The 25,690-nt window shown below is 44.9% G+C and carries 25 protein-coding genes, 2 pseudogenes and 1 other annotated feature; of the genes and pseudogenes, 7 read left to right on the forward strand and 20 right to left on the reverse strand.

Going from position 1 to position 25,690, the window contains the following annotated elements; translation table 11 throughout:
* The 3 genes from ACWHAR_RS08570 to ACWHAR_RS08580 are packed head-to-tail and all read right to left on the reverse strand — an operon-like array spanning nucleotide 1 to nucleotide 1,847.
* Nucleotides 1–801, reverse strand: a complete 801-nt coding sequence (locus ACWHAR_RS08570) for an NAD kinase (protein ID WP_003155018.1) — start codon at nucleotides 799–801, stop codon at nucleotides 1–3.
* Between the two features lie 17 nt (nucleotides 802–818).
* A complete protein-coding gene (gene yjbM, locus ACWHAR_RS08575; RefSeq protein ID WP_007610625.1) occupies nucleotides 819–1,454 on the reverse strand; it encodes a GTP diphosphokinase in 636 nt (211 codons plus the stop codon).
* Between the two features lie 27 nt (nucleotides 1,455–1,481).
* Nucleotides 1,482–1,847: a UPF0738 family protein gene (locus tag ACWHAR_RS08580; protein WP_032874472.1), complete on the reverse strand. Its 366-nt coding sequence runs from the start codon at nucleotides 1,845–1,847 to the stop codon at nucleotides 1,482–1,484.
* Nucleotides 1,848–1,971: 124 nt separating this feature from the next.
* Here ACWHAR_RS08580 and ACWHAR_RS08585 point away from each other — a divergent pair, with 124 nt between their 5' ends.
* The 5 genes from ACWHAR_RS08585 to ACWHAR_RS08605 all read left to right on the forward strand — a co-directional run bounded on the left by ACWHAR_RS08585 (nucleotide 1,972) and on the right by ACWHAR_RS08605 (nucleotide 5,214).
* Nucleotides 1,972–2,544 (forward strand): CYTH domain-containing protein, encoded by a 573-nt coding sequence (locus tag ACWHAR_RS08585; protein WP_032874470.1) that lies wholly within the window; start codon nucleotides 1,972–1,974, stop codon nucleotides 2,542–2,544.
* Nucleotides 2,545–2,548: 4 nt separating this feature from the next.
* Nucleotides 2,549–3,235 (forward strand): lytic transglycosylase domain-containing protein, encoded by a 687-nt coding sequence (locus ACWHAR_RS08590; RefSeq protein ID WP_032874468.1) that lies wholly within the window; start codon nucleotides 2,549–2,551, stop codon nucleotides 3,233–3,235.
* A gap of 228 nt (nucleotides 3,236–3,463) precedes the next feature.
* Nucleotides 3,464–3,862: a globin domain-containing protein gene (locus ACWHAR_RS08595; protein ID WP_032874466.1), complete on the forward strand. Its 399-nt coding sequence runs from the start codon at nucleotides 3,464–3,466 to the stop codon at nucleotides 3,860–3,862.
* Nucleotides 3,859–4,761 (forward strand): protease adaptor protein SpxH, encoded by a 903-nt coding sequence (gene spxH, locus ACWHAR_RS08600; RefSeq protein ID WP_032874464.1) that lies wholly within the window; start codon nucleotides 3,859–3,861, stop codon nucleotides 4,759–4,761. Before ACWHAR_RS08595 ends, spxH begins: the two co-directional genes overlap by 4 nt.
* A 285-nt stretch (nucleotides 4,762–5,046) precedes the next feature.
* Nucleotides 5,047–5,214 carry a hypothetical protein gene (locus tag ACWHAR_RS08605; RefSeq protein ID WP_032874462.1) on the forward strand — a complete coding sequence of 56 codons (168 nt, stop codon included), beginning with the start codon at nucleotides 5,047–5,049 and terminating at the stop codon, nucleotides 5,212–5,214.
* 37 nt (nucleotides 5,215–5,251) lie between these two features.
* On the opposite strand, the gene pepF is transcribed toward ACWHAR_RS08605, so the two are convergent.
* The 3 genes from pepF to mecA all read right to left on the reverse strand — a co-directional run bounded on the left by pepF (nucleotide 5,252) and on the right by mecA (nucleotide 9,276).
* The gene (gene pepF, locus ACWHAR_RS08610) at nucleotides 5,252–7,081 is read right to left on the reverse strand and encodes an oligoendopeptidase F (protein ID WP_087920792.1); all 1,830 of its coding nucleotides are present in this window, start codon (nucleotides 7,079–7,081) and stop codon (nucleotides 5,252–5,254) included.
* Nucleotides 7,082–7,308: 227 nt separating this feature from the next.
* Nucleotides 7,309–8,469 carry a competence protein CoiA family protein gene (locus ACWHAR_RS08615; protein ID WP_032874460.1) on the reverse strand — a complete coding sequence of 387 codons (1,161 nt, stop codon included), beginning with the start codon at nucleotides 8,467–8,469 and terminating at the stop codon, nucleotides 7,309–7,311.
* A gap of 150 nt (nucleotides 8,470–8,619) precedes the next feature.
* Nucleotides 8,620–9,276, reverse strand: coding sequence for an adaptor protein MecA (mecA, locus tag ACWHAR_RS08620; protein WP_003155032.1), 657 nt, complete (start codon nucleotides 9,274–9,276; stop codon nucleotides 8,620–8,622).
* Nucleotides 9,277–9,551: 275 nt separating this feature from the next.
* Between mecA and ACWHAR_RS08625 the strand changes: the two genes are divergently transcribed.
* Entirely contained in the window at nucleotides 9,552–10,208 is a 657-nt protein-coding gene (locus ACWHAR_RS08625) for a TerC family protein (protein ID WP_032874459.1), read from the forward strand.
* A 56-nt stretch (nucleotides 10,209–10,264) separates the two neighbouring features.
* Here the strand turns inward: ACWHAR_RS08625 and spx are convergent, their stop codons facing one another.
* From spx to ACWHAR_RS08660, 7 genes and pseudogenes are all read right to left on the reverse strand, one after another.
* On the reverse strand, nucleotides 10,265–10,660 hold the full coding sequence (spx, locus tag ACWHAR_RS08630) for a transcriptional regulator Spx (RefSeq protein WP_003155034.1): 396 nt from the start codon (nucleotides 10,658–10,660) through the stop codon (nucleotides 10,265–10,267).
* A gap of 178 nt (nucleotides 10,661–10,838) precedes the next feature.
* Nucleotides 10,839–11,417 carry a GNAT family N-acetyltransferase gene (locus ACWHAR_RS08635; protein WP_032874457.1) on the reverse strand — a complete coding sequence of 193 codons (579 nt, stop codon included), beginning with the start codon at nucleotides 11,415–11,417 and terminating at the stop codon, nucleotides 10,839–10,841.
* Nucleotides 11,418–11,534: 117 nt separating this feature from the next.
* A complete protein-coding gene (locus tag ACWHAR_RS08640) occupies nucleotides 11,535–12,722 on the reverse strand; it encodes a putative glycoside hydrolase (protein WP_079891125.1) in 1,188 nt (395 codons plus the stop codon).
* Between the two features lie 106 nt (nucleotides 12,723–12,828).
* Nucleotides 12,829–13,746, reverse strand: coding sequence for an oligopeptide ABC transporter ATP-binding protein OppF (oppF, locus tag ACWHAR_RS08645; protein ID WP_017417453.1), 918 nt, complete (start codon nucleotides 13,744–13,746; stop codon nucleotides 12,829–12,831).
* Entirely contained in the window at nucleotides 13,739–14,815 is a 1,077-nt protein-coding gene (locus ACWHAR_RS08650; protein WP_003155039.1) for an ABC transporter ATP-binding protein, read from the reverse strand. Before ACWHAR_RS08650 ends, oppF begins: the two co-directional genes overlap by 8 nt.
* A gap of 12 nt (nucleotides 14,816–14,827) precedes the next feature.
* Nucleotides 14,828–15,418 (reverse strand): annotated as a pseudogene (locus ACWHAR_RS08655) (ABC transporter permease); the annotation flags it as partial.
* Nucleotides 15,397–16,431, reverse strand: a pseudogene (locus ACWHAR_RS08660) (peptide ABC transporter substrate-binding protein); the annotation flags it as partial. The pseudogenes ACWHAR_RS08655 and ACWHAR_RS08660, both read right to left, overlap by 22 nt.
* 476 nt (nucleotides 16,432–16,907) lie before the next feature.
* Nucleotides 16,908–17,119, forward strand: a binding site (T-box leader).
* 55 nt (nucleotides 17,120–17,174) lie between these two features.
* On the opposite strand from ACWHAR_RS08660, the gene trpS reads away from it, so the two are divergent.
* Complete coding sequence (trpS, locus tag ACWHAR_RS08665; protein WP_032874453.1) at nucleotides 17,175–18,167, forward strand: tryptophan--tRNA ligase; 993 nt, start codon at nucleotides 17,175–17,177, stop codon at nucleotides 18,165–18,167.
* Between the two features lie 33 nt (nucleotides 18,168–18,200).
* On the opposite strand, the gene ACWHAR_RS08670 is transcribed toward trpS, so the two are convergent.
* The 7 genes from ACWHAR_RS08670 to ACWHAR_RS08700 all read right to left on the reverse strand — a co-directional run bounded on the left by ACWHAR_RS08670 (nucleotide 18,201) and on the right by ACWHAR_RS08700 (nucleotide 25,690).
* Complete coding sequence (locus ACWHAR_RS08670) at nucleotides 18,201–18,953, reverse strand: YjbA family protein (protein WP_007409116.1); 753 nt, start codon at nucleotides 18,951–18,953, stop codon at nucleotides 18,201–18,203.
* Nucleotides 18,954–19,100: 147 nt separating this feature from the next.
* Nucleotides 19,101–20,012 carry an oligopeptide ABC transporter permease gene (opp4C, locus tag ACWHAR_RS08675; protein ID WP_007610598.1) on the reverse strand — a complete coding sequence of 304 codons (912 nt, stop codon included), beginning with the start codon at nucleotides 20,010–20,012 and terminating at the stop codon, nucleotides 19,101–19,103.
* 14 nt (nucleotides 20,013–20,026) lie between these two features.
* Nucleotides 20,027–20,977 (reverse strand): oligopeptide ABC transporter permease AppB, encoded by a 951-nt coding sequence (gene appB / locus ACWHAR_RS08680; RefSeq protein ID WP_007610596.1) that lies wholly within the window; start codon nucleotides 20,975–20,977, stop codon nucleotides 20,027–20,029.
* Between the two features lie 75 nt (nucleotides 20,978–21,052).
* Nucleotides 21,053–22,681 carry a peptide-binding protein gene (locus ACWHAR_RS08685; protein ID WP_032874452.1) on the reverse strand — a complete coding sequence of 543 codons (1,629 nt, stop codon included), beginning with the start codon at nucleotides 22,679–22,681 and terminating at the stop codon, nucleotides 21,053–21,055.
* A 77-nt stretch (nucleotides 22,682–22,758) separates the two neighbouring features.
* Nucleotides 22,759–23,748 (reverse strand): ABC transporter ATP-binding protein, encoded by a 990-nt coding sequence (locus ACWHAR_RS08690; RefSeq protein ID WP_007610590.1) that lies wholly within the window; start codon nucleotides 23,746–23,748, stop codon nucleotides 22,759–22,761.
* Nucleotides 23,745–24,731 carry an ABC transporter ATP-binding protein gene (locus ACWHAR_RS08695; RefSeq protein ID WP_029325950.1) on the reverse strand — a complete coding sequence of 329 codons (987 nt, stop codon included), beginning with the start codon at nucleotides 24,729–24,731 and terminating at the stop codon, nucleotides 23,745–23,747. Before ACWHAR_RS08695 ends, ACWHAR_RS08690 begins: the two co-directional genes overlap by 4 nt.
* 173 nt (nucleotides 24,732–24,904) lie before the next feature.
* Nucleotides 24,905–25,690, reverse strand: a complete 786-nt coding sequence (locus ACWHAR_RS08700; RefSeq protein ID WP_029325951.1) for a DUF2268 domain-containing protein — start codon at nucleotides 25,688–25,690, stop codon at nucleotides 24,905–24,907.

Consider the following 25,690-nt stretch of genomic DNA (forward strand, 5'->3'; position numbering starts at 1 on the left):
CTATTCGCCTTTTCCGATAAAGGAATCCTGCACCCTTTTCCAAAACGGAAAAGGACGGAATCTTGCAAATCTGACTTTTTCATTTGCCACACGGCATAGAATGGACTTCACATCCTTATGCAGCAAGGTTAAATGATCAATTGTGACTTGAAAGTCGACGTCGTTTCTCGGTTTGATGACACAGTTATGATGATCGGGAAGCAAAAGCGGCGAGCCGACAGTCCTGAACACTCTGTTGTTGATGGATGCCATTTCCGCAAGCTGAATCGCCCTGATGGAAGGGTGGATGATTGCGCCGCCTAACGCCTTATTATAAGCCGTGCTTCCGGAAGGTGTGGACAGACATAAACCGTCTCCCCTGAACGTTTCAAACAGCTGGCCTTTAATTTCCACGTCAGCGACGAGACTGCCTTCTATGCTTTTGATCGTACATTCGTTCAAAGCCAGATACCGCTCCTCACGCTCTTCATCATGATAAGTGACAATCACCTCAAGAAGGGGATACTCCACGGTATGATACGGCGTTTTGGCAATGGCCAGAACGAGCTTTTCTATCTCCTGCGGAACCCAATCGGCATAAAAACCCAAATGCCCCGTGTGAACTCCGACAAACGCCGTTTTATCAAGACGGTCGCTGTACCTGTGAAATGCGTAAAGAAGCGTTCCGTCACCGCCGACGGAAATAACGATTTCCGGCTCTTTTTCATCCAAGGTCATATCAAAATCGAGTAAATACGCCTGTATTTTGCTTTTCAGTGTATCTGAAACCTCGTCTCCTTTTGAAGAAACGGCAAATTTCATGCCATTCCCCTCCTTTCCTACTGGTGGTCTCCCGCTTTTTTCTTTCGCGAGAACGCGGCTTGGGCTTCCTGGATTTCTCCGCGGATTTCTGACATTTCTTCATCGAGCCGTGATGCGGCTTCTGAGGCCCGCTGCAGCCTCAGCTTTACTTTTTCGGGAATGTTCCCGCTGTATTTGTAATTCAGTGAATGCTCAATGGTTGCCCAAAAGTTCATGGCAAGCGTCCGAATCTGTATTTCCACAAGAACGTGCTTTTCTCCGGACGTTGTTTGTAAAGGATATAAAACGACAAGGTGGTAAGACCGATATCCGCTTTCCTTATGCTCTGCTATGTAATCCCGCTTATCGACAACGGTAAAATCTTTTCTGGCAAACAGCATATTTTTGACGATCTGGATATCATCGACAAATTGGCACATAATACGCAGCCCCGCGATATCCTGCATCGTTTCAATCTGATGAAGCGGTATGCTTTTTCGTCTCGCTTTTTCAAGTATGCTCGCCACCGGCTTCACGCGGCCTGTCACAAACTCAATCGGTGAGTGGTCATCTTCATACTCATAAAGGGTTCTGACGCCTTTCAGCTTCACCTTTAATTCTTCAACAGCCTGGCGGTATGGCGCTAGAAATTGCTCCCATTGTTTGTCATCCATCGTACATCCCCCAATTCCGAACCTGTTCTAAAGAAATACGCTTTTCACTTTTTCTTCCATATCTCCGTAGTTTGCATTATCTTTAATATTTTCAAGAAGATAATCGAGTTCTTCATGCAGCCCTGAAAGTTCAACCATTTTTCCGCCGGCCTCAAGGACCGCCGGTTTTCTTTGGTCTAAGGCTTTTTTCAGATCCGGCCAGATATGTTCTTTTATAATGACATATTCAAAAGAGTCAGCTGATTCAAGTATGTATACAAAAGCAAAGTGATCGGAATCAACAAGCATTTGACCTGAGGCTTTGCGTTCCGCTCCGCTTAAGTCCTCTCCGCACTTCAAGCGGAGCGCGTCTTCTGTTAATGATGCATTTTGGATTTCAATTCTCTTTTGCATAATGTTCTCCTTTTTTAACAAAGTACAGCATTTATTTTATCATATCAAGGTCGATATTGATAAACGTAACCTCTAAAGAGATAATGGGAATTATACAATTTTTCGTCCTGAAAGGAAGACTGTCATGACCCAAGAAATAGAAATTGAATTCAAAAACCTGCTGACAAAATCAGAATTTCTGAAGCTGAGTGAAGCACTCTGCATGAAAGAACATGATTTTAAACAGCAGGTCAATCATTATTTCGACACGAAAGATTTTTCCCTGAAACAAAAAAAATCAGCACTCCGCATCCGAGAAAAAGACGGCGCGTTCGTTCTGACGTTAAAAGAGCCTGCCGCGGTCGGTCTGCTGGAAACCCACCAAGAGCTTGCGGCACCTGATCTTGACGTCTTCAAGATTCCGGAAGGCTCCGTCAAACGTCAGCTGGAAGGTCTCGGAATCAATTCAGAACACATTTGCTATTTCGGGACGCTGTCGACCGCACGCGCGGAAAAAGAATCAGAAAAAGGCTTAATCATTTTAGATCACAGCCGATATTTAGAGAAAGAAGACTTTGAATTGGAATTCGAAGCTGCTGACTGGGATGAAGGAAAACGGGCGTTTGAACAATTGCTCAAGCAATTCGGCATCCCAGAGCGGATCACGAAAAATAAAATCCAGCGTTTTTATGAACAGAAACAAAAAAAGGTGGAATGACACAGTGAATATAACGAATTGGGCGGCCCTTCTCCAGTTGCAATCAGTGGCGCTGCAATCAATCTCTCATACAAGCACAGCTTCAGGCGGACAATCTTCAGAAAGCCCGCTTGCCAATTTCAGCGCGCTTCTCAGCCAGTATACGGACACAGCCGTCCGGCAGCAGCCGGAATCAGGAATTTTAAACGGTGTGCGGACCGCTCACGCTTCATATTCACCGAGAATTCCCGTTTCATCCGGCTCCGCGGCTGCTTCACAGACCGCTTCCCCGGGCATAAAGTCTCCGGATGCGGCATCTGATATCAGCACCGGAAACTTTTCAATAGACAGCGCTATTCAGAAAGCGGCCGAAAAATACGGAGTGGACGAAAAGCTGATCCGCGCGGTTATTAAACAGGAATCAGGCTTTAATCCGAAAGCGGTCAGCGGTGCGGGGGCAATGGGACTGATGCAGCTCATGCCTTCCACGGCAGAATCACTCGGGGTGTCAAACCCGCTTGATCCCGTCCAGAACGCTGAGGGCGGCACAAAGTACTTAAAGCAGATGCTCACGAAATACGACGGAAATGTATCTCTGGCGTTAGCCGCCTACAACGCAGGCCCCGGCAACGTAGATCGGTACGGAGGCATTCCGCCGTTTAAGGAAACACAGCAATATGTTAAAAACATAACCAAACAGTATTACGCGTAAACCAGAGAGGCTTCCTTCGCCCTCTGGTTTTTTTGCGGAGTGAAATCTTACACATGAATGAAGGCGATGTGATATGATATGAAATACAAGCGCCTGACAGAAAGGCACTTTGTTTGTAGAAATAAAATGTTATTGCTAAAATATACAGTAACTGAAGATAGTAAAACTGAAAGATAAATTCGCAATGGGAATTATGATTCCTATTAGCCATATAAAGGAGTAGTCAACATGGGACAATCGTTTAACGCACCATATGAAGCGATTGGAGAGGAACTTCTATCGCAACTTGTTGATACTTTTTATGAGCGTGTCTCGTCTCATCCCTTGCTGAAGCCGATATTTCCAAGTGATTTGACTGAAACGGCCAGAAAACAAAAGCAATTTTTAACCCAGTATTTGGGCGGACCTCCTCTTTATACTGAAGAGCACGGACACCCCATGCTCAGGGCAAGGCATCTCCCCTTTCCGATTACGGACGAGAGGGCTGATGCGTGGCTAAGCTGTATGAGCAAAGCGATGGATGATGTCGGGCTGGAGGGCGATATTCGTGAATTTCTGTACGGGCGTCTGGAACTAACGGCCAGGCATATGGTAAACCAGGCAGAAGCGGAGGATCGATCATATTGACGAATTATCAGCATGAGCAATACTTCGCCCATTGCCACGGACATCCAAAAAAACCGCTCGAAATTTACATGTTTGTCGACCCTTTATGTCCTGAATGCTGGTCGCTGGAGCCCGCCATAAAAAAATTAAAAATCAAATACGGACGTTTTTTTACGCTGCGGATCATTGTTTCCGCGAGCATTACATCGCTGAATAAGCAAAAGCGGAAAAAACACCTTCTTGCCGAAGCTTGGGAAAAAATTGCGAACCGTTCCGGGATGCCCTGTGACGGAAGCCTTTGGCTTGAGCAAGATCAGCCTCTTTCATCGCCCTACCTTGCCGCACTCGCTTTAAAAGCGGCCGAACTGCAGGGAAGAAAAGCGGGCATTCTGTTTCTCCGCAGCATGCAGGAAAGCCTGTTTGTTTCCAAGCAGAATATTACGGATGAAGACGTTCTTTTAGAAATTGCCGAAAAGACGAAATTAGATGTTGAAGAATTCAAGCGCGACCTCCATTCGCAAAGCGCGGTAAAAGCGCTTCAGTGCGATATGAAAATCGCGGCGGAAATGGATGTCACCGTCAACCCGACATTGACGTTCTTTAACAGCCTGCATGATGATGAAGGGCTGAAGGTTCCCGGCAACTATTCTTATGACGTGTACGAAGAGATCTTATTCGAAATGCTCGGGGATGAACCGAAGCCTTCTGAAACGCCGCCTTTGGAATGTTTCATTGAATATTTCCGGTTTGTCGCATCGAAAGAAATCGCACTCGTTTATGATTTGAGTCTAGAAGAAGTTGAAAAAGAAATGAAAAAACTGGCATTCGCGAAAAAGGTCGCCAGAGTGGAAGCAAAGCACGGTCTGTTTTGGAAGTCTCTTTCCGGCACCCAGGAGGATGTCACCTGTTGTGATCATTAAAAAAAGCTGATTCCTTACGGAGCCGGCTTTTTTTGTGCAAATAAAGAAACCGCGCCGGGATAAGCGCGGTTTCATATGTCTTAACGACAACAAAGGGGATGGGAGAAATTTTTCACGGTCAAACAAAGGGGTAATGTTTGTTTGTGATCAATTTCACATCCTTATCATATCAAATCTTGTCGAGTTTTGACAAGCCATAAGATTAATGTTCATATTTTTGTCACAAAACATAACTGACTGCTTGTTTTCATAGAATATATCAATGAAAAACAAGGAGGGAAATCAATGCTCCTCACCGTATTGATCATCGGAATGATTGTGTTTTTCTTCTTTTTAAATCTGCTGGCCATGATGCACATGCTGCCGATTTACATTACATCTCCCCTGCTGTTTCTGTCCATATTGTTTGCCTTGTACCGGCTGAATCACAGAAAAACGTTTAAAGGGTTTTAGAAAAAGCCTGCGCAACTTATGCACAGGCTTTTTTGAATTACGAAGGGTTCACTTTCGAAAGAAGCTCTTCCATTTCGTTCAGTTTCTCTTCAAACATTTTGCAGGCCGCCTCGATCGGTTCAGGCGATGTCATATCGACTCCCGCTTTTTTCAGTATGTCGATCGGATATTCCGAGCTTCCCGCTTTTAAGAATTCGGTATAGCGCTCCACCGCAGGCTTGCCTTCTTTTAAGATCTGGCTGCTCAGCGCTTGGGCCGCACTGTAGCCTGTCGCATATTGATACACATAATAATTGTAATAGAAATGCGGAATTCTTGACCATTCCAGACTGATTTCTTTATCAATCACCATGTTGTCACCGAAATACTTTTTATTCAGATCATAATAAAGTTCGTTCAGCAGTTCAGGCGTTAGCGGCTCGCCTTCCTGCGCTTTCGTATGAATCAGATGCTCAAATTCAGCGAACATCGTCTGTCTGAACACTGTGCCTCTGAATCCTTCAAGCATGTGGTTGAGCAGGTACAGACGCTGTTTTTCATCCTTTAAGCTGTTCAGCATATATTCACCGAGCAGCGCTTCATTAGTCGTTGAAGCGACTTCAGCGACAAAAATGCTGTAGTTACCGTACGGATACGGCTGATATTTTCTCGTATAGTAGCTGTGCACGGAATGGCCGAACTCGTGAACGAGCGTAAACAGATTATTGACATTATCATGCCAGTTCATCAAGATGTACGGATTCGTGCCGTATGTACCGGACGAATAAGCACCGCTGCGTTTTCCTTTGTTTTCGTATACATCGACCCAGCGGTTTTCAAGTCCTTCTTTTAAAATAGACGCGTATTCCTCGCCCAGCGGAGCAAGTCCTTTGAGCATATAATCTTTCGCTTCCTCATATGTGACCTTCATTCCCGAATCTTTTACAAGCGGTGTGTAAAGGTCATAAATATGGACTTCATCAAGGCCGAGAACCTTTTTCCGCAGGTCAATGTAACGGTGTAATAACGGAAGATGTTTATTGATCGTTTTAATAAGGTTATCGTAAACTTCTTCAGGGATGCTGTTATTGGATAAAGCCGCTTCCCGTGCTGATTTAAACTTTTTCACACGGGCGTAAAAATTATCTTTTTTCACAGTGCCGCTGAGTGTAGTCGCCATCGTGTTTTTATACTGTCCGTATGTTTTATATACGGCTTCAAATGCGTTTTTACGGACTTCACGATTGCTGCTTTCCAGGAAATTAATAAAGTTGCCGTGTGTGATTTGAGTTTCCTTGCCGTTTTCATCTTTAATCGACGGAAACGTAATATCGGCGTTATTTAAAACGCTGAATGTATTGGAAGGCGACGACAGCGCTTCTGAGGCTTCCGCAAGCAGGGCCTCTTCTTGTTCGCTCAGCACGTGCGGACGCTGTTTTGTAATTTCTTCAATTGCATGGGAGTAAAGCTTAAGCTCCTCTTTTTCCAGAATAAACTGGTGCAGCTTGTCCTCCTGAATCGCCAGAATTTCCGGTTCAATGTAAGCAGTCGCGCTGGCAGCCTGAGAATACAGGCTTGCGGCTTTATCGTTCAGCCCTTGGTAGAAAGAATTTCCCGTATCCTGGTCTGAGCGCATATGCGCGTATGCATAAAGTTTCCCAAGGCGGTTCGTCACTTCATCCTGTGCCGTAAGCGCAGCGTATAAATTATCAGCCGAATGAGCAAGCGTGCCTTTAAAAGAAGATAAATTCGGAATTAATTCTTTAACTGCTTGAAATTCTTTATTCCAGGCCTCATCACTAGGAAAAATATCCTCTAGTCTCCATGTATGCTCTGCCTTTACATCACTTCTGTCAGGCAGCTGTGCTGCTTTATTTTCCTCAGTCATGGTGATCCCCCTCGTTTTCTTTACTTCAAGCCAATTGAAAAAACGATTGTTTCTCCAAAAACTTGTGTTGTGATTATCTTCCGGCTTTTCACTGCCTTTTGTCAAATCATATGCGGCATATAAGACCGAGCATACCAATAATACAGTGAAAAAACGAAAACAAAATGCTTGTACGCCCCTCACATTCGCCACCACCTTGACGTTAGGGTGAACGAAATGAAGCATTCTCATTCCCCAAAAAAGAGCAGATCCCGCCGGCGCAGCTCTTCTGCCGTTTGAGGGAGCTTCCGTTGAGATGAGGGCATATATACTTCATTCTCAATTTCCCTTAAAAAATCCTGCAAGCATAAGAAATCAGCATATTGTTTTACCGCCATTCTGATAAGGCTATCTTGTGAACCATACCGCATCCGGATCTCCTTATGCCTGATTTTTTGCCGTAAATCATGAACCATGCCGGATAATCGGATCGGCGCGCCTTTTTTAGAAAGTTCCGCAAGCCGTAAGTATAAATGGCCCTGCCACACAAAAACAGGACTTGCAAACACAAAGCCCGCTGAAACGGGAATAAACACTTCAGATGGGAGAAATGGAAATGCAACCTGATGTCTTTCGTAAAAAAGACGCCGGATAAGATCGGCATCTTCTGATAAAAACCGCCCGCTTTTGTTGCGGAAGCCGGCTACGGCACGTCCCCACGAGGGAAGTCTGACGCTGTGCCGCCCTTCCGGATGACAAATGTCTTTCAGGTTTGCTTTGTGAAGAGGGATTGTGGTTAAGCCGGCATAAGAATAGCCGGTGTAAAATGGAGTGATGGAATGCAGCCTGTAAAAGGAGCGGGCGTCGGGGCAGTAAAACAGTAAGGAGGAAAATGAATTGACTTCAAAGAACTGCCAGTGAAAAGCAGAAAGCCGGAAAAATTGCGCGGCCATCCGTTTTAACCGTTTTGCCCCGATGATCCAGACCGGCCGGTACCCGGCGTTTTTCAGGCCTGCCGTCCGGCTCTTTAAAGAGTCCGCCGAAAGGTTCGCACATTGAAATTCAAAAGCCAGCCTCTCGTCTCCGCTTTCTGCCGTCAAGTCAGGCCGCTGTCCCGCGGAAGTCAGATACGGTTCCAGGCTGACACTGCACCCTTGTGTCTTTAGCCAGAGAAAAAGCTGTCTTTTTCCTTCAAGATGGTATTCGCTTTCAGGTTCGGATTCCCCGGGACACAGCCTGCTTTTTTTATGAGCGAAGTGCGGCAGTTTCTCCCGTCCCAGTTTGATATCAAGCTCACTTTTGCAAACGGGGCAGAACCAGCGTTTCTTTCTCAGCTCCGCCGCTTTTTCCTTTGAATAGCTTCCGGCCAGCTGAATGAGCCGTCCATCGGCAGTCACAGCACTGAACATGTTGCATCTTCTCCTTTCCTGAATCTTGTTGTATTCAGCAGGAAGAAGATATAATCCTGTTTGCGGATGAGAGCCGTTATACGGTTTTCAGCCGTTCATCCTGTCATTCAGAACAAAAAAAACCGATTTCTGCTGAGAGAAATCGGTTTGTTATGATGCAAAGTGTTTCTTTATTGTATATAACGCATGATCAGCGATCACCAATTTGCCGTATTCTTCAAGACGGTGAATGCTGACTGATGATTCGTGCGCGTACTCCAACAGGATGCTTAGCTGATTTTCAACCTCTTCATCAGTTTGCTCATAAAAATCTGCATATAAATAATATCGGTCTTCAAACGAATACAGGGTCGTTTTAATTCCGTTAAGATTCAATTTTGATAGCGAGATGAGATCCTCAAAATCATCGAACCGCAAAGTGAACTGAAGCTTTTGCTCCTTATCTTCCCGGCTCTCGGCCTGCTCTTCTTTCTGGAAATCATCAAGTAAAGCATCGAGATTTTCATCTGCCGGCTCTTGTTTTTTATCTTCCGGGATCGGCAGTTCGAGTTTTTGTCCGTCCTTGGAAAGCTGGGCTTTTGTTACGATTATTTCCAGTCCTTTGTCCAATGCCTGAACCTGAATCCAAAGAGGACCCTCGACAGCGAATTCCTCTTCATCATGCACTTCATCCATGACTTCCCAGAACAGTTCTTCACTGCGCTCGCGATTGTACCAGATTTCTTCTCTGTCAAAACCGCGATCTTCAATATCACCATAAGACATATAAAATTTTACAGTATGCTCATTAATTCTTTCTATTTCCATTTTGCCAACCTTCCCTTCTTTATAAGATGTTGAAGGGACATCTAAGCTCCCGATGAATAGTACTTTACTACACTTTACCCATTCCGTCCACATCTTAACCTTATAGAAGACAGCGCAAATTCTTTATATTTCTATTTTATGATAAAACAGTTATAAAAGAAATAAAAAAGCATTTTCACAGCGAAAAACAGGCTTTCTCCCGGTTCCCATCATAAATAGCGCACTGCTTCATATATTAGCTGTACAAGCAATCGATCTATAAGCGAGGTGTTACCATGCCGCACGATTACCTGCTGTCCCTTCTGCTTATTATCGGGATTGACCTTATTCTCGGCGGTGACAATGCCGTCGTCATCGCGATGGCCAGCCGGAATCTGGCCCATAAACAAAGACAGCAAGCGATCATCTTCGGAACATTTATCGCAGTCATCTTGAGAATCGTTCTGACGAGCGCTGCGGTCTATTTATTGAATGTTCCTTTTTTGCAATGCGCAGGCGGGGTATTTTTATTGTATCTCGGCTATCAGCTTCTGATTGAGAAGAAAGATGCGCAGCATGTGAAAAGCAGTTCTTCTCTTTGGAAAGCCATCCGCACAATCGTTCTGGCTGATATCTTTATGTCGCTTGACAACGTCATCGCAGTAGCCGGCGCTTCTCACGGTGAGCTGACACTTGTAGTGATCGGTCTCTTCATCTCGGTGCCGATTATCATTTGGGGCAGCAAGCTCGTTCATGCCGCCATGGAAAAAATGCCTTTATTGATGTATGCCGGGAGCGGTCTTCTCGCATTTACCGGCGGTGAAATGATTGCCAGAGACAGCAAGCTGTCATTTTTCATGGCTGAACACGGCATTATACAAATGATGCTGCCGATTTTGACCGTCGTATTTGTTATCCTCGCCAGTATGATTTACCAGCAGACTGAAAAATAAAAAAAGCCCAAACCGCGATGGTTTTGGGCTTTTTCCATGCTTATCGTAAGCTTATATCAGTTGGCAAGACGCTGTGCTTCTCTTAATTGGAAAGAACGCACTTTTCTTGGCAGGAATCGTCTGATTTCATCTTCGTTATAGCCGACTTGCAGACGTTTTTCATCAATGATGATCGGACGGCGGAGCAGTCCCGGATGCTCATTGATTAAAGTATATAAGTCTTGAAGCGGCATAGATTCAACATTTACGTTCAGTTTCTGGAATACTTTAGAACGGGTAGAGATAATTTCATCCGTACCGTCTTCAGTCATACGCAGAATCTGCTTGATCTCATCAATTGATAACGGCTCGGAGAAAATGTTTCTCTCTACAAACGGAATCTCGTGCTCTTCAAGCCAAGCTCTTGCTTTTCTGCATGACGTACAGCTAGGTGATGTGTATAATGTAACCATTAATCTTCACTCCTCTAATTAGTAGGATGAACATGTTTGTATTCTCAAATTGAAATGACTTTAAAAAAGGAATCTTTATAGGTATTATACTATAAAAAAGTAAGTGTGAACAGTCTCCTGAGAAAAAAATGTGTCAATCCGGCAAATTTACGGCTGGCGGATGTTTCCCCATTCTCAATTAGCTCAGCTGATCGAAAATGTTTTTTCGTTTTTTCTCATCAATGACTTTGAGAACTTCATCCGTTTTTTCGTATGATTCTCCGTACCATTTTTCATCTTTATAAGTGTGAATGTTTTCATATGTCTGTTTCATTGCTTCAAACATTTCTTCTTCTGATTCCGTCTTAGGTGACCAGTACAGAATCTCCATTTTGTTCACTTCATTCGTAGCCAATGACCGGCGCCGATACCCGATTGACTGCGCATGCTTGAAATGCTCTCTTTGATAAAAACGCAAGCGTTTCTGTGTATCCGTGTCATCCTCGTCAACAGGCTCCACCTCAAGCAGAATCGGCTTGTTTTTCTTTTTCAGCCTGCCGATCAGCTTGCTTCCGAGGCCTTGTCCTCTGGATTTCTTTGACACAAACAGGTAATCAATAAAGATGAAAGAGTCAAATTCCGCATACATCAGCACGTGGTACTGCCCCTCTTCTTTATGATAAACATCGCTTTGCTCCTTTAACAGAGCCTCCATATGCGATTTTGATTTCATTTCTTCAATCGGAAAATATTCACTCAGCTTTTCGTACCAGTTCATTCATTTGCTCCTTATGGGTTCGTTGTCTTCACACTTTTAGATATACCCCATTTCCGATTGTTTAAACAATCTTACATCTATTAAGACGTGTGATCCTTTAACATGGTTTCAATTTTTTTAAAATGGTGTGTAATCGACGTTTTTGGTATAACGGTTTGCCGCGTCCCATAATAAAAATTCGTCAATTCCTTCATCATGCAGCGCTTTAACCTGGTCTTCCACCTGGCGTTTCCCGTACTTTTGATAATTTCCGCTGCCGAGATATGATGCCGTGAAGTCCTGAAGCCACGGACGCGATACAGGCGGGTGTTTCAGCTTAGACAGTTTTTTATTTTCCACCTTCGCGTATTCTTTGACGACTTTGTAAGGCTCAAGATCCGGTTTATCAATGCCGAAATAGCTTGTCCAATGGCTCGGATAAATCATGGATGAAATGACATCGACCTGTTCTGAAATTTTGCTGAAATTCTGGCCGATCCCAGGCGCTTCCGGCAGCGTGGCTGAATAGCCGAAAATATCAACCGACACATCCGCGCCGTACGGCTTGAGTTTTTTCTTCGCATAACCGACAAAATCGGTGACGGCATGAACGCGTTTTTGCACATTGCTGTCTGCTGTTTTCCCGTAATCGCCGTGACCGTATGTCAGTTCGTCATCACGTTTTTCAAATCCTTCAGGAAAACGGACATAATCAAACTGAATTTCTTGAAAACCCATCTTTACGGCTTGTTTTGCAATCTTTACATTGTAATCCCATACTTCTTTCATAAACGGATTGACGAACGATTCGCCGCGGCCGTTTTTCCAGACACTTCCGTTTTTTTCTTTAAAGGACCACTCCGGCTTTTTGTTCGCGAGTTCGCTGTCTTTAAATACGACAATACGCGCAATCGGATAGATCTTTTTTTCCTCCAGCTTTTTCATCATCTTTTTTGGGTCTTTGATGTACGGCTTGGCGATTTCGGCATACTCAGAATGGCCGTCCGGCTTAAAGGTGAGGTTTCCGTTGTCATCCTTGACATCAATCACCATTGTATTGAGTTCCGTTTTGTCCACAAAGTCTGTCAGCTCCCCGAATTTGCTTCCTCCCGCTGAATGCCCTGTGACGTAAATGCCCCGCACCTTATCAGGATGTGAAAAATGCAGCCCTGACGGATAAGCGAACCGTGCATTTGATTTCGGCAGTTCTTTTTCAGCCAGCGCTATTTTTACAAGCGGCTGCTCCTCTTTCGCAGCGGCGTGGGCCGGATAAGCGGCTGCACTGATAAACAGTCCCGCACAAATGGCGCACAAAATGGTTTTCATACTGATCTCCCCCTTTTTTTCCATTATAGAAAAACGGGAGCAGGCTTAATAAACTTGAATGTGCGCAAAAAAATCCTCCAAGACTGAGTCTTGGAGGATGATACTTTTATAGATAGGTTTTAAATTCAGCTTCTGTGCACATGACAAAATGTCCCGGTTTCACTTCTCTGAATTCCATTTTTTCTCCTTCCTGGAGCTGATGAACTGCCGGATCGTATTTCTTTCGCATGCGATTTCTTTCATAGTCCGGATCAGGAAGCGGGATAGCGGACAGCAATGATTTCGTATATGGATGAAGCGGGTTTTCGTAAAGCTCATCCGCCGGCGCAAGCTCCACCAATTTTCCGAAATACATGACGCCGATGCGGTCGCTGATGTATTTGACCATTGATAAATCATGGGCGATAAACAGGTAAGTGAGCCCTTTTTCTTTCTGCAATTCTTTCATTAAATTGACGACTTGCGCCTGAATGGAGACATCAAGCGCCGAAATCGGTTCGTCCGCGATGATAAACTCCGGATCAACCGCCAGCGCTCTGGCGATTCCGATACGCTGGCGCTGTCCGCCCGAAAATTCATGCGGGTAGCGGTTGGCGTGCTCTTTATTTAAACCGACCGTTTCCAGCAGTTCGTGAACCCGCTGCATCCGCTCTTTTTTCGTTTTTGCCAGGCGGTGAATATCTATTCCCTCGGCAATAATGTCGGCGACTGTCATTCTCGGATTTAAAGATGCGTACGGATCCTGGAAAATCATCTGCATTTTCCGGTTAAATTCCAGCAGCTTCTTGCGGGATTTTTTCCCGTGGACATTTTCCCCGTTAAAGAGAACTTCCCCGCCGGTTGCCTCATACAGCCGGATAATACTGCGGCCCGTCGTTGATTTACCGCAGCCCGATTCTCCGACAAGGCCGAGCGTTTCGCCTTTATAAATATCAAATGACAAATCATCTACGGCTTTTACCGTTCCTTTCTGCGTGAAAAAATGCTGTTTTAAATGTTTGATTTCGAGAAGTTTCTCAGTCATTTTTTTCACCTTCCTTCATTAAAACAGGATGCTGATACGTATTCGGAAGCTGACGGATTTTAGCCTTCACCGCTTCAGGGGGCTCGACCTTAGGCGCATCAGGATGCAGAAGCCACGATTTCACAAAATGCGTATCAGACACTTTATACATCGGCGGTTCCTGTTCAAAGTCAATTTTCATCGCATATGAGCTGCGGAGCGCAAATGCATCCCCTTTCGGAGGATTCGTCAGATCAGGCGGCGTGCCCGGGATGGCCGTCAGTTTTTCCTGATCGGTGCTGTCCAGGCTAGGCATTGAGGCAAGCAGCCCCCACGTATACGGATGGCGCGGATCATAAAAGATTTCATCCACCGTGCCCGATTCGACGACCTGACCTGCGTACATGACGGCGACCCGGTCGGCGACATTGGCGACAACGCCAAGATCATGCGTGATAAAAATGATAGACGTATCAATTTTCTTTTGCAGATCTTTCATCAGCTCAAGGATCTGTGCCTGAATCGTCACATCAAGCGCTGTTGTCGGTTCATCGGCAATTAACAGTTTCGGATTTGCCGCAAGCGCCATCGCGATGACGACACGCTGTCTCATCCCGCCTGAAAATTCATGGGGGAATTGGCCGATCCGTTTTTCGGGCATCGGAATCCCGACGAGATCAAGCAGCTCTATGGCGCGCTTTTTCGCCGCTTCACTTGAGATTTTTTCATGTTTGAAAAGCACTTCCGTAATTTGTTTGCCGACTCTCATCGTCGGGTTCAGAGAGGTCATCGGGTCTTGGAAAATCATTCCGATGTCCTTTCCTCTGATGGCCTGCATTTCTTTTTCAGACATCGGCACGATATCGCGTCCGTCAAAAAGAATCTGTCCTCTTTTAAAGTAGCCCGGCGGCATCGGAATCAGCTTCATAATCGCTTGGGAGGTCACACTTTTTCCGGAACCCGACTCCCCCACGATCGCCAGCGTCTCTCCTTTATTCAAATGGAAATTCACGCCGCGGATTGCCTGTACCTCTCCGCCGTATGTTTTAAATGAAATGGCTAAGTCTTTTACTTCTAGCAAACGTGTCACTCATATCACTCCTTATTTGCGTAACTTAGGATCCAGCGCGTCTCTTAACCCGTCGCCGACAACGTTAAAGCCGAACATCGCCAGGCAGATAAAGCCGGCAGGGAAGAACAGACGCCAAGGGTAATAGGTTAATGCAGGCAATCCGTCTGAGGCCATCGTTCCCCAGCTCGCAAGCGGCGCAGGTACGCCGAGGCCCAAATAACTTAAAAACGCTTCTGTAAAAATCGCCGTCGGAACCGTCAGTGTCATCGTTACGAGGATAGAGCCCATCGCGTTCGGGACGATATGCTTAAACAAAAGCCGGCCGGTTTTGGCGCCGAGTGTCTGTGAAGCAAGCACATACTCCTGATTCTTTAATTGCAGCACCTGTCCGCGGACGATTCTCGCCATATTGATCCAGCCCGTGATTGTCATGGCGACGATAATGGTGAGCAATCCTTTCGGCAGGACAACCATCAGCAAAATAACCATTAATAATGAAGGAACAGCCCACAGAATGTCGGCGATGCGCATCATCACTTCATCTGTGCGTCCGCCGCGGAATCCGGAAATGCTGCCCCAGATTACGCCGATTAATAAATCAAGCACGGCGGCACCGCAGCCATAGCCGGGATTTGTTCGCCCTGCGTTACATTTTTCACGATGGACGAGCGGTCGATCGCATAAGCAAGGGCTTTACGGATGTTGACATTGTTCAGCGGTTTCTCTTCTGTGTTGAATTTGTACCAATACACGCCTGCGATCGGTTCAACGTGAAGAGATCCGTCTTTTTTCAATGTCGGCAGAGATTCAGTCGGAAGCTGGCCGAGCGGCATTCCTGCCCAGTCAAGCTCACCGGCCTGGAATTTTTTCAGTTCGGTGTTGTTATTGTTAATCATCACCATGTTGATTTTCTTCAATTTCACAGCGTCTTTATCCCAATATTGATCGTTCTTTTCGAGCGTGATGGAACCGCTGTGTTTCCAGGCCGTCATTTTGAATGGGCCGTTTGACACATAATTCTCGCCCGCGTTTGTGTTCCAGTTTTTATGTTTTTCCGCAATTTTCTTGTTGACCGGCATATACGTATAGAATGAAGTTAATTGGGTGAAATAAGGTGTCGGGTTATTCAGTTCAACCTTTAATGTTTTGTCATTTACGGCTTTTACGCCTACATCATCAATCTTGCCTTTTCCTGTATTGGCAGCTTCAGCGCCTTTGATGTAGTAGAGCTGATAAGCGTATTGTGATTCGTTGTTCGGGTCAAGCGCCCATTTCCACGCGTATTCAAAATCCTGCGCCGTCACAGGGTCGCCGTTAGACCATTTCGCACCGTCACGAATCGTAAATGTATAGGTCTTTCCGTCTTTGCTTGTTTCAATTTTAGATGCCATTCCTTCTTCAGGCTCACCTTTGGAGTTTACGCGTGTCAATCCTTCAAAAGTCTGTCGGATTACGCCTCCTGAAACGGAATCATTCGCTAAACCCGGATGCAGTGAGAACGGCTCGGTTTTAATATTGATATTAAGTGAAGTCTGTCCTTTGGTGTCGCCTGATCCGCCGCTGAATCCGCCGCACGCACTTAATACAAGCGAAAAGATAAGCATCAAACCTACAATAGACCAACGCTTTTTCATGCACTAACCCCCTAATCAAATTTTTCAGCCTTTACTACTAAATACTCAGAAATATCAGACAAAATAACTTAATATTTTTCTAAACTTTAATTGTGTTCCGTCTTTTCTGATTATTTTATGTAAAGAAGCTGTAACAATAGAGTGAACAAGTTCATTATAATGAAATGAATAATTTATTGCAATACTATTTTCTCAATTTAAAATATTTAAATTTGGTCAGTTTTTCTGTCAAAAAGGTGATACACTTCTATAGTTTAAAGCATGACCTAACTAAATTTTTTTATTGCAATTTCCAGTTCATATTGCTTTTTACATATAATATTCGTTATACGAAATGTTGATATACGTTATCATTTAAGCATTTTCAGTTCTTTTTGAGGATTTCCATCCCTTAAGCAAACTGGAAATAAGCTTGTATTCCTCTGATGACATTTGGCTATAATTGATTTATAATAGATCAATCAAATACATTTGTTGTGATTGCGATGATGAAGAATAGTACACATTTTCATCCGTTTGAAGAGAGTCTGCGGTGCTGGGAGCAGGTAACGGGCAATGTGGAATGGACTTCTGAGCAGCTGACCGAACGTTAGTAGGCCCAGCCGGAGCAGCCTCCGTTACCAACGTCTCGAGCGATTCCATTGTAATGGAATAATCAGGGTGGCACCACGGTTCATTCGTCCCTTTTTTCTACGGGAAGAATGGGCTTTTTTTATTATGTTTTAAGAAATGAGGTAAGAACTATGAAGAAAACGATTTTTTCAGGCATTCAGCCGAGCGGTTCCGTTACCCTCGGCAACTACATCGGCGCAATGAAACAATTTGTCGATTTGCAGCATGACTACAACGGCTACTTCTGCATTGTCGATCAGCATGCGATTACGGTTCCGCAGGATCGGCTTGAACTGCGGAAGAACATCCGCAATCTCGCGGCTCTTTACGTGGCCGTCGGACTTGATCCTGAGAAAGCGACCCTCTTTATCCAGTCGGAGGTTCCCGCTCATGCCCAGGCGGGGTGGATGCTCCAATGCGTCGCATATATCGGCGAGCTTGAGCGGATGACGCAATTTAAGGATAAGTCAAAGGGCAAAGAAGCCGTCGTTTCAGGCCTGTTAACCTATCCGCCGCTGATGGCCGGCGATATTTTACTGTACGGAACGGATCTTGTTCCGGTCGGAGAAGACCAAAAACAGCATCTTGAACTGACCCGCAACCTGGCGGAACGCTTTAATAAAAAATACAATGACATCTTCACGATTCCTGAGGTGAAAATTCCTGAATCAGGCGCGCGCATCATGTCACTGGCTGATCCTCTCAAAAAAATGAGCAAATCAGATGCGAACCAAAAGGCATTTATCACGCTGCTTGATGAGCCGAAGCAGCTCGAGAAGAAAATCAAGAGCGCCGTGACTGATTCTGAAGGCATTGTAAAGTATGATAAAGAAAACAAACCGGGCGTTTCTAATCTTTTGACGATCTATTCTATTTTAGGAAACACATCAATTGAAGAATTAGAAGCTGAATATGAGGGCAAAGGGTACGGTGAATTCAAAAGCGATTTAGCCGAAGTCGTTATCGGCGCATTGACACCGATCCAAGAGCGCTACCGTGAATTAATTGAGAGCGACGAGCTTGACCGCATTCTCGACGAAGGAGCGGCGCGCGCAAACAAAACGGCCGGCAAAATGGTGAAGAAAATGGAAAACGCCATGGGTCTCGGACGGAAAAGAAGATAAAGAAAAGAGGCGGGGATTCTCCCGCCTCTTTTTTTAGTTCACTTTTGATTCCTGCTCCATTTCCCAAAGCTTTTCGAAAAACGGCTGCCCTTTAATCAAATTTTCACAGAACGCAAGATGTTTATCTGACCAGCCTTCAATTGTTTCATTGTAAAGCATGTCCCAGATCTCTTCAAAGCTCATCCGTTTGATCTGCTCATACATATGCGGATTCCATTCCGTGTACCAATACACAATTTCCGCACGGTTTTTCAGCCCTTTCAGCTGGTCGAGCGCCATAAACATCAGCTGCTTGATCTGCCGCTCTTTTCTCGTCAGCCCTCTGACGTGCTCCGGCGCCAATGACAAAATGTGATATTCCTTTGAAGACTCCAATTGCGCCGGCTCAAATTGAAACGATTCCGGTTCTACATCCTTTACCATTTCATAAACAAGCTGCTCCTGTCTCGGAATCAGGCGGCTCTTTCTGACCGGAATGGTATATCCGATCGTATCCACGGCAATGATGCCGATCCCGTCTGTCACGACAAAACAGTACTCCAGCTTTGTCCGCTCATGATTTTTTCGCACGTATGACTTTTGATGGACTTGGTCTAGCAGCTCTTTCGGAAGCTCTGATAAGTCGTTTTCTATGTAATGAAATAATACCGACGGCACTCTGAGCAGCGGCGTCTGATCCAAAAGCTCAACCGTGTCTTCCTTCCGCCATTCGTGAAAATGGCACACATTGTAGCCGTTTTCTTCCCCTTCAAACCAATTGACCCATACATCATGAAGAAATAACATATTCGACCCCTCACTTTATAAAAACTGTTGTCCACAGTATAGGCAAGGGATAGATAAATTATTCCATTTCAATATGAGATTTCCGCATTACGGAACTGGATTTCCGACTGCATTGCAACAAAAAAATCTCCCGTTCCGTCCGGGAGATCATTTCACATTTTTCGGATCAAGCGCATCACGCAGCCCGTCACCGACAAAGTTAAAGCACAATACAGTAAGAAGGATGAACAATCCCGGAAATAACGGGTACCACCAAGCCTGAATCATAATCGTAAAGTTCTGTGCATCCTGAAGCATATTGCCCCAGCTTGCGATCGGCGGCTGAATCCCGAAACCGAGATAACTTAGCGCCGATTCGGCCAGAATAACCGATCCGACTTTTAAAGTGGCTGACACAATAATCGGTCCCAGCGCATTGGGCAGGATATGTGAAAAAATAATTTTATGTGTTTTTGTTCCGATTGTTTTAGCGGCTAATACATATTCTCTCGATCGCAGGGATAAAAATTCTCCCCTGACCAAACGCGCGGTTGTCGTCCAGCCTGTCAGACAGAAAATTAAAATTAATTTATCCACGCCTGGCTTAAAGATTGTAACAAGCGTAATCAATAAGAAAATATCAGGAATGGAAAGAACTATATCCACCAACCGCATAATAACAGCATCTGCGAAACCTTTAAAATAACCCGCTATCGCTCCTAAAATCGTCCCGATAAAAATAGAGCCGACAACAGAGGCAAATCCGACTAGTAAAGAGATTCGCGCGCCGTATAGAACACGGCTGAAGATGTCACGCCCGAATTTATCCGTTCCCATCAAATGTTCAAGACCCGGCGCTTTAAATTTATCAAGCAGGCTTTGCTGCTCTTGAGAATAAGGAGCAATCACCGGTGCAAAAATCGCTGACATAATAATCACGAACAGAATAACAGCACCTGCAACCGCCAGTTTATTTTTCGAAAACTTTTCCCAAAAGATTTTTGTCATGGTTTCCGGTTTCTCAGCAATATTTTCTTTCAGCCCGATCTCCGGTGACGGAGATGTGTTCAGCTCAGCCATCGATGTCCCCCCTTTTAATATTCAATTCTCGGATCAACCACTGCGTATAAAATATCAGCGACAAGGTTGCCAATGACCACAAGAACAGCTGAAATGACGGTCATCGCCATAATGACGGGATAATCACGCTGAAACGCTGAATCAACAAACAGCTTTCCTAACCCCGGCCATGTGAAAATTTGTTCGACAACGACAGATCCTCCGATAAACGAGGGAATCATCAAACCGAAAATTGTAATGACGGGTAATAATGCATTTCTCAATCCATGTTTAAATAATACACGGTTTTCCTTGAACCCTTTCGCTCTCGCTGTACGGATATAATCCTGATTTAATACATCAAGCATATTGGATCTCGTATATCTCGTCAGTCCGGCCATGTCAGCTGTAGCTAATACGAATGCAGGCAGAATTAAATGATGAATCCGGTCAAATATATTGAAATCGGCATTCAGCGTCTCGACACCGCCGGTCGGAAACCAGCCGAGATTTACTGATAAAATCATAATCAAAATTAATCCAAACCAAAAGTTTGGAATGGCCAGACCTATAAATGAGGTAAACGTAATGCCATAGTCGAGCTTTGAATAAGGCCGCTTTGCCGACAGGACACCAAACGGAATAGAAATCATAAGAGCCAAAATCGTTGAAACGAGCATCAGCAGCAGCGTATTGGGCATTCGGGCCATAATCAATTCTGAAACAGGCGTTCCTTTTCTGACAATAGACGTTCCGAAATCGCCCTGCACCATGTTGCCGAGCCACTTTAAATATTGAACGTACTGAGGATCATTCAAACCGTATTTTTCAATAAACTGCTCTCTGTCAGCCTGGCTGATTTTCGGGTCCATCATTAATGTCATCGGATCTCCGGGCGCGGCTTTCATAATAACAAATGATAAAATTGTAATTCCCAATAAAATCGGGATAGACATTAAGGTTCTTCTGATAATATATGCAGCCATATACTTGTCCCCCTTTACTTTCCTTATTAAAAACAGAAGAGGGAGAAAACGCTCTCCCTCCCCTTTAAGGGAAAATTATTTTGCAAGCCACCATTTTTCGATATTATACAATTCACGTTTCGGATGATATTTGAATCCTTCAAGATTTTGCGGCATTGCCATATGATTGTTAGGGTAATACAAGAACGTATACGGCTGATCTTCCGCAATTTTTTGATAGATCTGCTCATATTCTTTTGAATATTGCTTTCTGTCACTGATTGATTTTGCATCTTTCATGAGCTTATCCGCTTCGGCATTTTTATACCAAACGTAGTTTAAGCCCTTTTTAATCTGGCTTGAATGGAAGATGTCATATTGATCTGGGAATGTGGATAAACTCCATCCCATGACCATTGCATCAAAATCCCAATTCGGAGGGTTCATTTGTTCAACGAGAGCGCTCCATTCAACGATTTGGGTCTTCACTTCAATGCCGATTTTTTTCAGCTGTTCCTGGACGACGACAGCGATGTCTTCACGGACTTTGTTTCCTTGGTTCGTTTTAAGGGTAAACGAGAATTTCTTTCCGTCTTTATCCAGGATGCCGTCACCGTTTGTATCTTTCCAGCCGGCTTCTGCAAGCATCTGTTTCGCTTTTTTCTCGTTGTACGCAAATTTCGGAACTTCTATATCTTTAGGATAGTTCCAAGATAAAGGGGATTCCGGAATGTAGGCTACCTTGCCGTCTCCGTCTAATACTTGGCTGACGATTGACTCGCGGTCAAGAGCGGTTGTCAGCGCCTGACGGACCTTTTTATCTTTAAATAATTCATTTTTTTCATTCCACCCGATGTACACGTAACTTAATGCCAAATCAGTAACGACTTTCAGATTATTAAATTTTTCAGCCGTTTTGTAGTCAGTCGCGGGCACATTAAAGAAATTAATATCGCCTGCCTGCAGCTGAGCAACGGCAGCATTTGCGTCGGGAATGACTTTATACGTTACAGTATCTAAATACGGTCTTCCTGCAAAATAATCATTATTCGCTTCGAGTTTAATATATTGGCCCTGCTTCCATTCTTTAAACTTAAATGGTCCTGAACCGATCGGTTTCTTTCTGTTAAACTCATTTTCTTCTAAATCAGCAATCGGAACATTACCGAGAATGTGCTTCGGCAGAATGGCTGTGCTGTCTAACGCATTATTGTAAAAATTACCGTCTTTATATTTCAGCTTGAACAATACTTCGTAATCGCCTTTTTTCTCTACGGATTTCAGCATTTCATATGTTGATCCGCGTTCTCCCTTGTAATCTTTGCTTAAAGGGACACTGTACGTAAATACGACGTCATCTGCAGTCAGTTCTTTCCCGTCATGAAACTTAACGCCTTTCTTGATTTTCACATCATATGCAAGGCCGCCGTCTAATTCTTTAATGCTTTCAGCGAGTGATAATTTCACGTTCAGTTTTTCATCCGTTTTCGTTAAAAAGCTGTACAGCATATTTTCAATATCCGTACTTGCGTCATCCGTAGAATACAGAGAGTTAAAAAGTGTGGGTTCCCCGATTGACCCGACAACCAAATCTCCGCCTTTTTGCGGTTTTCCTGCCGGTTTGGATTCGGTGCTTGTGGATTTTGAGCCGGAGCAGGCGGACAGGAAGATGGCGAGCGCCATAAAAACACTTAGCATCATCAGTGCGCTTTTACGTAATTTCATATCAATTCCCCCTTTGTGATATATATGCAGCAAACTGGTTATGTAATCCGGCATACCCCCTCTCGATGCTTGTCATTTCAGGCATATAAATGGCAGGCGACGTAATGGCCGGGAGCGGCTTCTTCAAATGCCGGGATTTGTTCCTTGCAGATCGGTTTGGCCATCGGGCACCGCGTGTGGAACACGCAGCCTTTCGGCGGGTTTGCCGGGCTTGGCAGTTCTCCTTTCAGGATGATTCGTTCCCGCTTGACGGCGTCTTTTTTTCTCGTGACGGGCACTGAAGACAAAAGCGCTTGCGTATAAGGGTGAAGCGGATTGCCGTACAGCTCGTGTTTATCGGTCAGCTCCATCATTTTTCCCAGATACATGACGCCGACTCTGTCGCTGATATGGCGGACAACACTCAAATCATGAGAAATAAACAAATAGGTCAGGTTGAATTCTTCCTGCAGTTCTTCCATCAGATTGATGACCTGGGCCTGAATGGAGACATCGAGTGCGGAAACGGGTTCATCCGCAATAATCAGCTCGGGATTCAATGTCAGAGCCCGCGCAATCCCGATCCGCTGGCGCTGCCCCCCGGAAAATTCGTGCGGATAGCGGTTTGCAAAGCTCGGATGAAGGCCGACTTTCGCCAGCAGCTCCTCCACTCGCTCGTTCCGCTCGCTCATGCTGTACATATGGTGAGTCTGGAACGGCTCTTTAATGATGGAACGCAGCGTTTTCCTCGGGTTAAGGGATGCGAAGGGATCTTGGAAGACCATCTGGATGTTTTTGCGGACGCTTTTTCTCAGCTTTTCTTCAGATAAGCCGGAGATATCCTGACCCTTAAAAAGAATCCGGCCGTCTGTCGGCTTGTATAAACGGATCATCGTCCTTCCCGCCGTTGATTTGCCGCACCCTGATTCCCCGACGATGCCGAGCGTCTCCCCGCGCTTCAGTGAAAAAGAAACGCCGTCAACAGCCTTTATATCTCCGACTTTCCTTTGAAAAAAACCGGAGCGGATCGGGAAATATTTTTTTACGTCTTTCAGCTCTAAAATCGTTTCTTGGCCTGCAGCTGTCATTTTGATTGGGCACCCTCTTCCTCATATAAAAAACACCTTACAGAACGGCCGCTTTCATGCGTTATCAGCTCCGGCTGCCCTGTTTTGCATTTGTCCATCGCTTTTGAACACCTCGGGGCGAATCGGCAGCCTTCCGGAAGATTATCCGGTGTCGGGACACTGCCTTTGATCGCTTTTAATGTATCAATCTCTCCATCTATCACCGGTATGGAGTTTAACAGCCCTTCGGTATACGGATGAAGAGGGTTTAAAAATAAGTCCTCCACACTCGCGCTCTCTACGACTTGTCCGCAGTACATCACGATCACCCTGTCGGCGGCCTCGGAAACGACACCTAAATCGTGAGTGATCAGCAGAATAGAAGTATCGAATTTTTTGCAGAGGTCTTTCATCAGCTCCAATACTTGGGCTTGTATCGTCACATCAAGCGCCGTCGTCGGCTCATCAGCGATCAGAAGCTTCGGATTGCAGCTGAGCGCGATGGCGATCATCACCCTCTGCCTCATCCCTCCGGAAAGACGGTGCGGATATTCTTTCATCACTTGTTCCGCTCTGGAGAATCCGACGAGTTCCAGAAGCTCAACGGCTTTTTTAGCCGCTTCTCTTTTATTCATTTTTTTATGGTATTCAAGCACTTCGGTAATTTGTTCGCCGATGGTCAGCACCGGATTCAGGGAAGTCATGGGCTCCTGAAAGATCATAGAGACGTCATTTCCGCGGATTTTGCAATATTCGTTTTCGGTGAAGGAGGCCAGGTCCCTGCCTTCAAGCTTAATCGAGCCGTCCATAATTTTTCCGCCCGAGCCTTGGACAAGTCCCATAATAGAAAGCGAGGTGATGCTTTTGCCCGAGCCGGATTCTCCTACAAGAGCGACGGTTTCGCCTTTGTTAATGTGAAAATCAACCCCGTCGACTGCGGGGATCGGCTGTTTCTTTCTGAAAAAATAGGTCTTTAAATTATTCACTTCTAATAGTGTGCTCATGATACGCCCCTTTCTCATTCCGCTGAAGCAGAGGGAAACATACGTTTCGCTATCACAAAATATAGAATAGTCGAAAAATTTTATAGTTGTATATTATTACATCATTATTACAAAAGCAAGAATTTTTTAGGATAAATGTAATATCCTTAAATAATTTCCATTCTTTTAATCTATTAATGCGTTGCCTCCAGAAAGGTTTTTGAAGGGATGGCCAATGCTTCTTTTACTGTTTTTTGATGGTCGGTTAAATATTTTTTTACTATATTGAATCCGACAGCATAGCCGAGCATTGAGGGGAAGTATCCTTTTCCGTATAACAGCTGGGAAAACATTCTGCTGTCTCTCGTTAAGCGGAGGTTCGGCTTGACTCTTTTTTCAAACAGAAAATCAAGCTGCTCAGGCGTATAGTATGACGTCCATTCCGCCGTAAGACTTGAGCCGAACCGCTCATACACAGCATATTCTGCCAGCCCCTCCATCATGATTGTATCAAGAAATGTCTCATCTTTTTCGTCCTTTGTCACATGTTCTAACCGGCAGACGTGATTATATTCATGTGTCATAAGGGCGGATACAGCTGAATTGGAACTATCCGACGATAGAAAGAGGAACATTTTGTCCCGAAAGGCCAGACCGGATTTTGATCCGAATTCCTGACGGATTTTCCGGTTTCGTTCATCGACGGGCAAAACTACGATCGGCACGTCCGGCCCGTTCCACTTCTCCTTTAAATAGGCTTCCTCCTTTTGAATATGGCTGTAGCATCCTTTTTCTTTCAGCCGTTTACTGGTCCTAACGCCGTCCTTCAGATGGCGGAACATGCCGTGGTTTTGCAGCATCCCGAGTATCGGCTTCCACTCTTTCTTATCGGCCCCTGAAAAAAGCGGCAAAAGATGCGGGGCCAGATCATTTACGGATGCCGCCTTTTCCATCCATTGATATGTCTGCTTGACGCTCAT

The sequence above is a fragment of the Bacillus sp. LR--39 genome (assembly GCF_053613335.1).

Excerpts from the sequence above, each read along its gene's own strand:
- ACWHAR_RS08570 (WP_003155018.1), bottom strand. The coding sequence starts at position 801 with ATGAAATTTGCCGTTTCTTCAAAAGGAGACGAGGTTTCAGATACACTG.
- yjbM (WP_007610625.1), bottom strand. The coding sequence starts at position 1,454 with ATGGATGACAAACAATGGGAGCAATTTCTAGCGCCATACCGCCAGGCT.
- ACWHAR_RS08580 (WP_032874472.1), bottom strand. The coding sequence starts at position 1,847 with ATGCAAAAGAGAATTGAAATCCAAAATGCATCATTAACAGAAGACGCG.
- ACWHAR_RS08585 (WP_032874470.1), top strand. The coding sequence starts at position 1,972 with ATGACCCAAGAAATAGAAATTGAATTCAAAAACCTGCTGACAAAATCA.
- ACWHAR_RS08595 (WP_032874466.1), top strand. The coding sequence starts at position 3,464 with ATGGGACAATCGTTTAACGCACCATATGAAGCGATTGGAGAGGAACTT.
- ACWHAR_RS08605 (WP_032874462.1), top strand. The coding sequence starts at position 5,047 with ATGCTCCTCACCGTATTGATCATCGGAATGATTGTGTTTTTCTTCTTT.
- pepF (WP_087920792.1), bottom strand. The coding sequence starts at position 7,081 with ATGACTGAGGAAAATAAAGCAGCACAGCTGCCTGACAGAAGTGATGTA.
- ACWHAR_RS08615 (WP_032874460.1), bottom strand. The coding sequence starts at position 8,469 with ATGTTCAGTGCTGTGACTGCCGATGGACGGCTCATTCAGCTGGCCGGA.
- mecA (WP_003155032.1), bottom strand. The coding sequence starts at position 9,276 with ATGGAAATAGAAAGAATTAATGAGCATACTGTAAAATTTTATATGTCT.
- ACWHAR_RS08625 (WP_032874459.1), top strand. The coding sequence starts at position 9,552 with ATGCCGCACGATTACCTGCTGTCCCTTCTGCTTATTATCGGGATTGAC.
- spx (WP_003155034.1), bottom strand. The coding sequence starts at position 10,660 with ATGGTTACATTATACACATCACCTAGCTGTACGTCATGCAGAAAAGCA.
- ACWHAR_RS08635 (WP_032874457.1), bottom strand. The coding sequence starts at position 11,417 with ATGAACTGGTACGAAAAGCTGAGTGAATATTTTCCGATTGAAGAAATG.
- ACWHAR_RS08640 (WP_079891125.1), bottom strand. The coding sequence starts at position 12,722 with ATGAAAACCATTTTGTGCGCCATTTGTGCGGGACTGTTTATCAGTGCA.
- oppF (WP_017417453.1), bottom strand. The coding sequence starts at position 13,746 with ATGACTGAGAAACTTCTCGAAATCAAACATTTAAAACAGCATTTTTTC.
- trpS (WP_032874453.1), top strand. The coding sequence starts at position 17,175 with ATGAAGAAAACGATTTTTTCAGGCATTCAGCCGAGCGGTTCCGTTACC.
- ACWHAR_RS08670 (WP_007409116.1), bottom strand. The coding sequence starts at position 18,953 with ATGTTATTTCTTCATGATGTATGGGTCAATTGGTTTGAAGGGGAAGAA.
- opp4C (WP_007610598.1), bottom strand. The coding sequence starts at position 20,012 with ATGGCTGAGCTGAACACATCTCCGTCACCGGAGATCGGGCTGAAAGAA.
- appB (WP_007610596.1), bottom strand. The coding sequence starts at position 20,977 with ATGGCTGCATATATTATCAGAAGAACCTTAATGTCTATCCCGATTTTA.
- ACWHAR_RS08685 (WP_032874452.1), bottom strand. The coding sequence starts at position 22,681 with ATGAAATTACGTAAAAGCGCACTGATGATGCTAAGTGTTTTTATGGCG.
- ACWHAR_RS08690 (WP_007610590.1), bottom strand. The coding sequence starts at position 23,748 with ATGACAGCTGCAGGCCAAGAAACGATTTTAGAGCTGAAAGACGTAAAA.
- ACWHAR_RS08695 (WP_029325950.1), bottom strand. The coding sequence starts at position 24,731 with ATGAGCACACTATTAGAAGTGAATAATTTAAAGACCTATTTTTTCAGA.
- ACWHAR_RS08700 (WP_029325951.1), bottom strand. The coding sequence starts at position 25,690 with ATGAGCGTCAAGCAGACATATCAATGGATGGAAAAGGCGGCATCCGTA.